Origin of the sequence: Pseudomonas fluorescens, assembly GCF_040448305.1 — a bacterium.
In the GTDB taxonomy this organism is placed as follows: Bacteria; Pseudomonadota; Gammaproteobacteria; order Pseudomonadales; family Pseudomonadaceae; genus Aquipseudomonas; species Aquipseudomonas fluorescens_BH.
In genome coordinates, this window is record NZ_CP148752.1 from 497,766 (window position 1) to 507,208 (window position 9,443).

4 protein-coding genes are annotated in these 9,443 nt (G+C 61.2%); 2 read left to right on the forward strand and 2 right to left on the reverse strand.

All coding sequences use genetic code 11. From position 1 onward, the window contains the following. Positions 1 to 185: 185 nt before the first annotated feature. Together aceF and aceE are read right to left on the reverse strand one after the other, a co-directional pair. Positions 186 to 2,120: a dihydrolipoyllysine-residue acetyltransferase gene (gene aceF, locus WHX55_RS02220; RefSeq protein ID WP_353741963.1), complete on the reverse strand. Its 1,935-nt coding sequence runs from the start codon at positions 2,118 to 2,120 to the stop codon at positions 186 to 188. Between the two features lie 11 nt (positions 2,121 to 2,131). Then, on the reverse strand, positions 2,132 to 4,777 hold the full coding sequence (gene aceE, locus WHX55_RS02225) for a pyruvate dehydrogenase (acetyl-transferring), homodimeric type (protein WP_353741964.1): 2,646 nt from the start codon (positions 4,775 to 4,777) through the stop codon (positions 2,132 to 2,134). A gap of 383 nt (positions 4,778 to 5,160) precedes the next feature. Between aceE and glnE the strand changes: the two genes are divergently transcribed. Together glnE and waaF are read left to right on the forward strand one after the other, a co-directional pair. Continuing rightward, positions 5,161 to 8,100 (forward strand): bifunctional [glutamate--ammonia ligase]-adenylyl-L-tyrosine phosphorylase/[glutamate--ammonia-ligase] adenylyltransferase, encoded by a 2,940-nt coding sequence (gene glnE / locus WHX55_RS02230; RefSeq protein ID WP_353741965.1) that lies wholly within the window; start codon positions 5,161 to 5,163, stop codon positions 8,098 to 8,100. A 307-nt stretch (positions 8,101 to 8,407) separates the two neighbouring features. After that, positions 8,408 to 9,442: a lipopolysaccharide heptosyltransferase II gene (gene waaF, locus WHX55_RS02235; protein ID WP_150727934.1), complete on the forward strand. Its 1,035-nt coding sequence runs from the start codon at positions 8,408 to 8,410 to the stop codon at positions 9,440 to 9,442. Position 9,443: the final 1 nt, after the last annotated feature.

Here is a 9,443-nt window from a genome sequence, read left to right on the forward strand (position 1 = left end):
TGGCGGGAAAATATCGGGCAAAAAGGGATGGGGGGTGTGGGGTAATCAAACCAGGCATGTAGGACATTGCCTGCGTTTCGTGCAGGCAAAAAAAGCCCCGCCAAATTGGCGGGGTTGAGGTACGAGCGTGGCGCTCGGAAACGTGGAACGCGATCGGCCCTCCGGTGAAGGAGGGCCGATCGGTGTTACAGGAGCATGGTGCGGATGTCGCCCAGCAGATCGCTCAGACGCTTGGTGAAGCGTGCAGCAGCGGCGCCGTTGATCACGCGGTGATCGTAGGACAGCGACAGCGGCAGCATCAGTTTCGGCTGGAAGGCTTTGCCGTCCCAGACTGGCTGGATGGTTGCCTTGGAGACACCGAGGATCGCCACTTCCGGCGCGTTGACGATCGGCGTGAAGCCGGTGCCGCCAATGTGGCCGAGGCTGGAAATGGTGAAGCAGGCACCTTGCATCTCGTCCGACGAGAGCTTCTTGGTCCGGGCTTTTTCAGCCAGGGAAGCAGCCTCGGCGGCCAGTTGCAGCAGGCTCTTCTGGTCGACGTTCTTGATGACCGGTACCAGCAGGCCATCCGGGGTGTCGACGGCGAAGCCGATGTTCACGTATTTCTTGCGGATGATCGCTTTGCCGCTTGGCGCCAGCGAGCTGTTGAAGTCCGGCAGTTCCTTGAGCAGGTGCGCGCAGGTCTTGAGCAGCAACGGCAGGATGGTCAGCTTGACGCCGGCCTTCTCTGCAACGGCTTTCTGGGCAACACGGAACGCTTCGAGCTCAGTGATATCCGCCGAGTCGAATTGCGTCACGTGCGGCACGTTCAGCCAGCTGCGGTGCAGGTTGGCGGCGCCGACCTGCATCAGGCGGGTCATCGGCACTTCTTCGATTTCACCGAAGCGGCTGAAGTCCACGACCGGAATTGGCGGGATGCCCGCGCCACCGGTTGCGCCAGCAGCAGCGGCCGGTGCTTCCTTGGCCTTCTGCATCATGGCCTTGACGTAAACCTGCACGTCTTCTTTCAGGATGCGACCGTGCGGACCGCTGGCACCCACTGCGTTCAGCTCGACGCCGAATTCACGGGCCAGTTGACGCACGGCAGGGCCGGCGTGAACTTTCGCGCCAGGCTTGGCTGGAGCAGCAACCGGGGCAGCAACAGGTGCGGCGGCGGCAGGAGCAGCAGCTGGAGCCGGAGCGCTCGGAGCAGCAGCGGCAGGTGCCGGTGCGGCGGCCGGTGCAGCGCCTTTGACTTTCAGCTTGAGGATCAGGTCGCCGGTACCGACTTCGTCATCGAGCTTGATGGAAACGCTTTCCACCACGCCAGCGGCTGGCGACGGGATTTCCATGCTCGCCTTGTCGGATTCCAGGGTGATCAGCGACTGGTCGGCCACAACGGTGTCGCCGGCCTTGACCAGGACTTCGATGATCTTGGCCTTGCCCGCCGAACCGATGTCCGGAACGTGGATGTCCTGAACGCTGTCGGCAACCGGTGCAGCCGGAGCTGCTACAGGAGCAGGCGCAGCGGCGGCAGTTGGAGCGGCAGCCTGGGCCGGAGCAACGGCCGGTGCAGCAGCACCTGCCACTTCCAGATCCAGGATCAGGTCGCCGGTGCCGACTTCGTCATTGAGCTTGACGCTGATGGCCTTGACCACGCCAGCGGCAGGCGACGGGATTTCCATGCTCGCCTTGTCCGACTCCAGGGTGATCAGCGACTGATCAGCCGCGACGGTGTCGCCGACCTTGACCTGGATCTCGATGATCTGGGCCTTGCCCGACGAACCGATGTCCGGCACGTGCACTTGCTGAACGCTGGCAGCAGCCGGCGCAGCAGCAGGAGCTGCAGCCGGTTTGGCTTCAGCCTTGGCCGCCGGTGCAGCTGCCGCAGGGGCCGCAACAGCGGCACCTTCGACTTCCAGCTCCAGCAGTTCGTCGCCTTCTTTCAGGCGATCGCCCAGCTTCACTTTCAGGCTCTTGATGATACCGGCCTTCGGCGCAGGCACTTCCATGCTCGCCTTGTCCGACTCAAGTGTCAGGATGCTCTGGTCGGCTTCGATACGGTCGCCGACCTTCACAAACAGTTCAATTACTTCACCTTCACCGCTGCCGATGTCAGGTACGCGAATGAGTTCGCTCACAGAATCTCTCCTCAGCAGTCCAGTGGGTTGCGTTTTTCCGGGTTGATACCGAACTTGGCAATGGCCTCGGCCACAACCTTAGGTTCGATGTCGCCACGGTCAGCCAGTGCTTCCAGGGCTGCCAACACCACGAAATGACGGTCGACTTCGAAGAAATGACGCAGTTTCTTGCGGCTGTCGCTGCGGCCGAAACCGTCGGTGCCCAGGACTTTGAATTCCTTGGACGGTACCCACTGACGGATCTGCTCGGCGAACAGTTTCATGTAGTCGGTAGACGCGATGACCGGACCTTTACGGCCGTTCAGGCACTCTTCGACGTAGCTCAGCTTAGGCTTCTGGCCAGGGTGCAGACGGTTGGTGCGCTCAACGGCCAGGCCGTCGCGACGCAGTTCGTTGAAGCTGGTAACGCTCCACACGTCGGCGCCGACGTTGAACTCTTCGCGCAGGATCTTCGCCGCTTCACGGACTTCACGCAGGATGGTGCCGGAGCCCATCAGCTGAACGTGGTGCGCCGCTTCGCGGTTGTCTTCTTCGAGCAGGTACATGCCTTTCTTGATGCCTTCTTCGGCACCGGCCGGCATGGCTGGCTGCTGGTACGACTCGTTCATCACGGTGATGTAGTAGAAGACGTCCTGTTGCTCTTCGGTCATCTTCTTCATGCCGTCCTGAATGATCACCGCCAGCTCGTAGCCGTAGGTTGGATCGTAGGTGCGGCAGTTCGGGATGGTCGAGGCCAGCAGGTGGCTGTGACCGTCTTCGTGTTGCAGGCCTTCACCGTTCAGGGTGGTACGGCCGGCGGTGCCACCGATCAGGAAGCCACGGGTGCGGCTGTCGCCGGCGGCCCATGCCAAGTCGCCGATACGCTGGAAGCCGAACATCGAGTAGAAGATGTAGAACGGCAGCATCGGCTGGTTGTGGCTGGAGTACGAAGTACCGGCAGCGATGAAGGAGCTCATGGCGCCCGCTTCGTTGATGCCTTCCTCGAGGATCTGGCCCTTCTGGTCTTCCTTGTAGAACATCACCTGGTCTTTATCGACTGGCTCGTAGAGCTGGCCGACGGAGGAGTAGATGCCCAGCTGACGGAACATGCCTTCCATACCGAAGGTACGGGCTTCGTCCGGGATGATCGGCACGATGCGCGGGCCGATTTCCTTGTCCTTGACCAGTTGCGCGAGGATCCGCACGAAGGCCATGGTGGTGGAGATTTCGCGGTCGCCCGAGCCGTCCAGGATCGCCTTGAGGGTGTCCAGTGGCGGAGTCGGGATGTTGAAGCTCTTGGCGCGACGCTGAGGTACGAAGCCGCCCAGTGCGGTACGGCGCTCGCTCAGGTAACGGGCTTCGGCGCTGCCTTCTTCCGGTTTGAAGAATGGCAGGTTTTCCAGTTCATCGTCCTTGACCGGGATGTCGAAGCGGTCGCGGAACAACTTCAGGCTTTCGACATCGACCTTCTTGGTGTTGTGCGCGGTGTTTTTCGCTTCGCCGGCACCGGTGCCATAACCTTTGATGGTCTTGGCCAGGATAACGGTCGGTTGTTCTTTGTGGTTGACCGCTTCGTGGTACGCCGCGTAGACCTTGTACGGGTCGTGGCCGCCACGGTTGAGTTTCCAGATCTCGTCGTCGGACAGGTCTTCGACCATTGCCTTGAGTTCAGGCGTGTTGAAGAAGTGTTCACGCACGAACGCGCCGTCTTTGGCTTTGTAGTTCTGGTACTCGCCGTCGATGACTTCGTCCATACGGCGTTGCAGGATGCCGTCGACGTCCTTGGCCAGCAGTGGGTCCCAGAAACGGCCCCAGATGACTTTGGTCACGTTCCACTGAGCACCGCGGAACACGCCTTCGAGTTCCTGGATGATCTTGCCGTTGCCGCGAACCGGGCCGTCGAGGCGCTGCAGGTTGCAGTTGATGACGAAGATCAGGTTGTCCAGCTTCTCGCGGCCGGCCAGGGAAATTGCGCCCAGGGATTCCGGCTCGTCGCACTCGCCGTCGCCCAGGAAACACCAGACTTTCTGTTTGCCTGGCTGGATGAAGCCGCGGTGTTCCAGGTACTTCATGAAGCGTGCCTGGTAGATCGCCTGGATCGGGCCCAGACCCATGGATACGGTCGGGAACTGCCAGAAGTCAGGCATCAGCCAAGGGTGCGGGTAGGACGACAGGCCCTGACCGTCGACTTCCTGGCGGAAGTTGTTCATCTGGTCTTCGGTGATGCGGCCTTCCATGAATGCACGGGCGTAAACGCCTGGCGAGGTGTGGCCCTGGAAGTAGATCAGGTCGCCGCCGTGTTCGTCGCTCGGGGCCTGGAAGAAGTAGTTGAAGCCAATGTCATACAGGGTCGCACTGGAGGCGAAGCTGGAGATGTGACCGCCGAGGTCAGAATCTTTCAGGTTCGTACGCATTACCATGGCCATCGCGTTCCAGCGTACCAGCGAGCGAATGCGGCGTTCCATGAACAGGTCGCCAGGCATGCGTGCTTCGTGGGTTACCGGGATGGTGTTGCGGTAAGGCGTGGTGATGGCGTAAGGCAACTGCGAACCGCTGCGGGTCGCTAGTTCACCCATACGGGTCATCAGATAGTGAGCACGGTCTTCGCCTTCTTTGTCGAGAACCGATTCCAGGGCGTCCAGCCATTCCTGGGTTTCGACGGGATCGAGGTCTTGCATGGCTTGCTCCAGGGCGGAAAGGCTTCCAGAATCGGTTGCCTGAGTTTGCGACTGGCCTTGTGGGCAGACGATATAAATTCTTGGATTGCCGATAGGTTGTTCCGGCGGCGTGTAGTTTTACTACAAATCTTCCGGCATTTCAGCCCGGCTAATGTATATACGAGTAGTAAAACTACAGAAGAGCGGCTTGTGGCCACCGGCTGCGTTGTGAGAATAATCGTTAAGGTTGGTCTTTTTCCAACTACAGAAGGTAAAAGCTTGATGCTGGCTGCCAAAATTAAAGAAATTTCAGCTATTTCTAACTTTTGTTCGACACTCCCTCAGGTAGTGGGTTTTCGCAAACCACTACATGCAGTCTGTTGTACGCCGATCAAGGATAGACCATGAGCCTCCCTTCGCTTGCCGAACTGCCCGCCATTCTCCTGCCGTTTGTCACCCGCGCCGAGCAGTCGTTCCGGGCTGCCGTCGCCGCTCTGGACGATGACCACGGGCTGTCTGCCTGGACGCCGGAACGCTGGGCACAATTTGCCCGCGTCACCGCCGCCAGCGATTTCGTGATTGAACAGTGTGTTCGTGACCCTTTGATGTTGCTGGAACTGGTGCGGTCCGGCGAACTGGACCGTCGCTTCGCTCCCGGTGAGTTGTGCGGGCAGATCGCGGCCGCCGTGAGCGTGGCCGAGACCGACGATCTGCTTGGTCGCGCCTTGCGCCGCCAGCGTGCACGCCATCAAGTGCGGATCATCTGGCGCGATCTGACCCGCCAGGCTGATTTGATCCAGACCTGCCGCGACCTCTCGGACATGGCCGATGCCAGCATCGATCAGGCCTATCAATGGTTGTACACGCGACATTGCCAGCAGTTCGGCGTGCCGACCGGCCGGCGCAGTGGCGAGCCGCAGCAGATGGTCATTCTCGGCATGGGCAAGCTCGGTGCCGTGGAGCTGAACCTGTCGTCGGACATCGACCTGATTTTCGCCTATCCCGAGGGTGGCGAAACCGTCGGCGTCAAACGCGCGCTGGATAACCAGGAATTCTTCATTCGTCTGGGGCAGCGGCTGATCAAGGCCCTGGACCCGATGACCGTCGACGGCTTTGTATTCCGCGTCGACATGCGCTTGCGTCCCTACGGTTCGGCGGGCGCACTGGTGCTGAGCTTCAATGCGCTGGAGCAGTATTACCAGGATCAGGGGCGCGACTGGGAACGCTACGCGATGATCAAGTCGCGGGTGGTGGCCGGCGATCAGGTGGCCGGGGCGCAACTGCAAGACATGCTGCGGCCATTCGTTTACCGGCGTTACCTGGACTTCTCGGCCATCGAAGCGCTGCGCACCATGAAGCAGCTGATCCAGCAGGAAGTGCGGCGCAAGGGCATGGCCGACAACATCAAGCTTGGTTCCGGCGGTATTCGCGAAGTCGAGTTTATTGCCCAAGCGTTCCAGCTTATCCACGGCGGCCGCGATCTGAGCTTGCAGCAGCGTCCACTATTAAAGGTGCTGAGCACGCTGGAAGGCCAGGGTTACCTGCCGCCGGCCGTGATCAGCGAGCTGCGTGAAGGTTACGAATTCCTGCGTTACACCGAACACGCGATTCAGGCGATTGCCGATCGCCAGACGCAAATGTTGCCCAATGGCGAGCAGGATCAGGCGCGCATTGCCTTTATGCTGGGTTTCGCCAACTGGACGGCCTTCCACGAGCAACTGATGTATTGGCGCGGCCGCGTGGCCTGGCACTTCGGGCAGGTGATCGCCGATCCCGATGAAGAGCAGGGCGCTGAAAGCGAAGTGGTGGTTGGCGGCGAGTGGTTGCCGCTGTGGGAAGAGGCCCAGGACGATGAGGCCGCTTGCCGCCAACTGGAGGAGGGCGGTTTCAAGGATGCTCCCAAAGCCTTGAGAGCCCTGGCTGGCTTGCGCGGTAGCCCGCAATTGAGGGCAATGCAGCGTCTGGGGCGCGAACGTCTCGATGCTTTTATTCCGCGTTTGCTGGCACAGGCTGTGGAACATGACAATCCGGACCTGGTACTGGAACGGGTGCTGCCGCTGGTCGAAGCCGTGGCTCGTCGTTCCGCGTACCTGGTGCTGTTGACCGAGAACCCCAGTGCGTTACGACGGTTACTGACGCTGTGCGCGGCGAGCCCGTGGATCGCCGAGCAAATCACCCGTTTCCCGCTGCTGCTCGACGAATTGCTCAACGAAGGCCGGCTGTTCAAGCCGCCACTGGCGCCAGAACTGGCGGCCGAGTTGCGCGAGCGCCTGACGCGGATCCCCGAGGACGACCTCGAGCAGCAAATGGAAGCCCTGCGTCATTTCAAGCTGGCGCACCGCTTGCGGGTGGCCGCCTCGGAAATCGCCGGCAGCCTGCCGCTGATGAAAGTCAGCGATTACCTGACCTGGCTCGCCGAAGCGATCCTGGAGCAAGTGCTGGCACTGGCCTGGCGTCAGACCGTGGCCAAGTACGGCACGCCGCTGCGCACCGATGGCACCTTGTGCGATCCCGGCTTCATCATTGTCGGTTATGGGAAAGTCGGCGGCCTGGAACTCGGGCATGGTTCGGACCTGGACTTGGTGTTCATCCACGACGGCGATCCGCAGGCTGAAACCGATGGCGTCAAACCCATCGATGGCGCGCAATTTTTCACCCGGCTGGGGCAGCGGATCATTCACTTGCTGACGGCGCAGACCAACTCCGGGCAGCTGTATGAAGTGGACATGCGTCTGCGGCCGTCCGGTGCGTCGGGCTTGCTGGTGAGCTCCCTGGGGGCGTTTGCCCGTTATCAGGAGAACGAAGCCTGGACCTGGGAACACCAGGCGCTGGTGCGGGCGCGGGTGTTGGTGGGCAGTCAGGATGTCGGCCAGGCCTTCGAGAAAGTCCGCGCTGCGATATTGGGCAAGACGCGTGATCTGCCGACCCTGCGCCAGGAGGTCAGCGAGATGCGCGCCAAGATGCGCGATAACCTGGGCAGCAAGAGCACCGCGGCCGGCACCGGGGCAAATGCCTTCGAAGCCACGGCGCCGTTCGATATCAAGCAGGACGCCGGAGGTATCGTCGATATTGAATTTATGGTGCAATACGCGGCTCTGGCGTGGTCCGAAACACACCCGCCATTGCTGCGCTGGACGGACAATATCCGCATTCTGGAAGAGTTGGAGCATGAAGGGCTGATGCCCGTCGAAGATGCCAGCCTGTTGCGTGAAGCGTATAAAGCTTACCGCTCCGCCGCCCACCGGCAGGCCTTGCAGAAGGACCCGGGGGTGATTCCGGGCGACCAGTTCGCGGACGAACGGCTGCAGGTCATGCGGATCTGGCGTGAGCTGGGGCTAAGCTGAAACGCGCCGGTTGGAGCGAAGAGATTCAAATGTGGGAGCGGGCTTGCTCGCGAAGGCGGTGTGTCAGTCGATAGAAATGTCGGATATGACGGCCCCTTCGCGAGCAAGCCCGCTCCCACAGTAGATCTGCAGTGTCATGCGGATCGAGGTACACCAATACCCAATGTGGGAGCGAGCCTGCTCGCGATAGCGGAGTGACAGTCGACAGCAATGTTGAGGGTGATGACCCATCGCAAGCCGCCGTGCTCCCGCAGAGATTCTCGAGGCGGGGAGGCGTAGGCCTCCCCGGTTCGTTTATGGAAACCACATGAAAATTCTGATCGTTGGGCCCAGTTGGGTCGGTGACATGGTGATGGCGCAGACACTTTTCCAGTGTCTGAAACAACGCCACCCGCAATGCGAAATCGACGTGCTGGCCCCCGAGTGGAGCCGGCCGATTCTTGAGCGCATGCCCGAAGTTCGCCAGGCCTTGAGCTTTCCGCTCGGTCACGGTGTCCTGGAACTGGCAACGCGTCGGCGCATCGGCAAATCCCTGGCTGGCCAGTACGACCAGGCGATCCTGTTGCCCAACTCCCTGAAGTCGGCGCTGGTGCCGTTCTTTGCCGGCATCCCGAAACGCACCGGCTGGCGTGGCGAGTTTCGCTATGGCCTGCTCAATGACGTGCGCACGCTGGACAAGGATCGTTATCCGCTGATGATCGAGCGCTTCATGGCCCTGGCTTGCGAGCCGGGCGTTGAATTGCCAAAACCCTATCCGCGTCCGGCGCTGCAGATCGACCCGGTTACCCGCGAAGCTGCACTGGCCAAGTTCGGCCTTGCCCTCGACCGCCCGGTGTTGGCCCTGTGCCCCGGCGCCGAGTTCGGCGAGTCCAAGCGCTGGCCGTCCGAGCATTACGCCAAGGTTGCCGAAACGAAGATCCGCGAAGGCTGGCAAGTCTGGCTGTTCGGTTCGAAAAACGACCATGCCGTGGGCGAAGACATCCGCGCGCGGCTGATTCCCGGCCTGCGTGAAGAGTCAGTGAACCTCAGTGGCGGCACCTCGCTGGCCGAAGCCATCGACCTGATGTCCTGTGCAGATTCGGTGGTGTCCAACGACTCCGGCCTGATGCACGTCGCCGCCGCGCTGAACCGCCCGCTGGTCGCGGTCTACGGGTCGACGTCGCCGGGTTTCACGCCACCGTTGGCCGAGCATGTCGAAATCGTACGCCTGGGCATCGAGTGCAGCCCGTGCTTCGATCGCACCTGCCGTTTCGGCCATTACAACTGCCTGCGCCAACTCATGCCGCAAGCGGTGAACGAAGCCTTGCAGCGGTTGCAAGGCACTCCGGTCGAGGTCAAATAGC